The sequence below is a fragment of the Streptomyces sp. AC627_RSS907 genome, assembly GCF_019049165.1.
In genome coordinates this window covers 1-575 of sequence record NZ_JAGMUE010001067.1, presented here as the reverse complement: position 1 = coordinate 575, position 575 = coordinate 1, and the positions used below count along the sequence as shown (strand labels likewise).

1 pseudogene is annotated in these 575 nt (G+C 73.6%); it reads left to right on the top strand.

Features of this window, described 5'->3' with window-relative positions:
* Positions 1 to 575, top strand: a pseudogene (locus tag KUM32_RS40285) (molybdopterin-dependent oxidoreductase); the annotation flags it as partial.

The window sequence follows — 575 nt, the reverse complement described above, 5'->3', positions numbered from 1 at the left end:
GTTCAGGAACCCGCAGACCGCGCGCGGCCTGGCGCTCGGCGGCACCCCGCTGGCCGATCTGTTCCTCCAGGTCAGGCTGGGCGGCGACCAGGCCCTGTTCCGGGCCCTGAACCGGATGATCCTGGAGGCCGACGGCGCCGTGGACGAGGAGTTCGTCCGCGCGCACACGCACGGCTTCGAGGAGTTCGCCGCCACCGCCCGCGCGGCCGACTGGGACGAGACGCTGCGCGCCACCGGGCTGGCCCGCGCCGACATCGAACGGGCCTTTCAGATGGTCCTCGCCTCCCGGCGCACCATCGTGTGCTGGGCGATGGGGCTCACCCAGCACAAGCACTCGGTGCCCACCATCAGGGAGGTCGTCAACTTCCTGCTGCTGCGCGGCAACGTGGGCCGGCCGGGCGCCGGGGTGTGCCCGGTGCGCGGCCACAGCAACGTGCAGGGCGACCGGACGATGGGCATCTTCGAGCGGCCCGCGCCCGCGTTCCTGGACGCGCTGGAGGCGGAGTTCGGCTTCGCGCCACCGCGCGAGCACGGCCTGGACGTCGTACGGGCCATCAGGGCGTTGCGGGACGGGC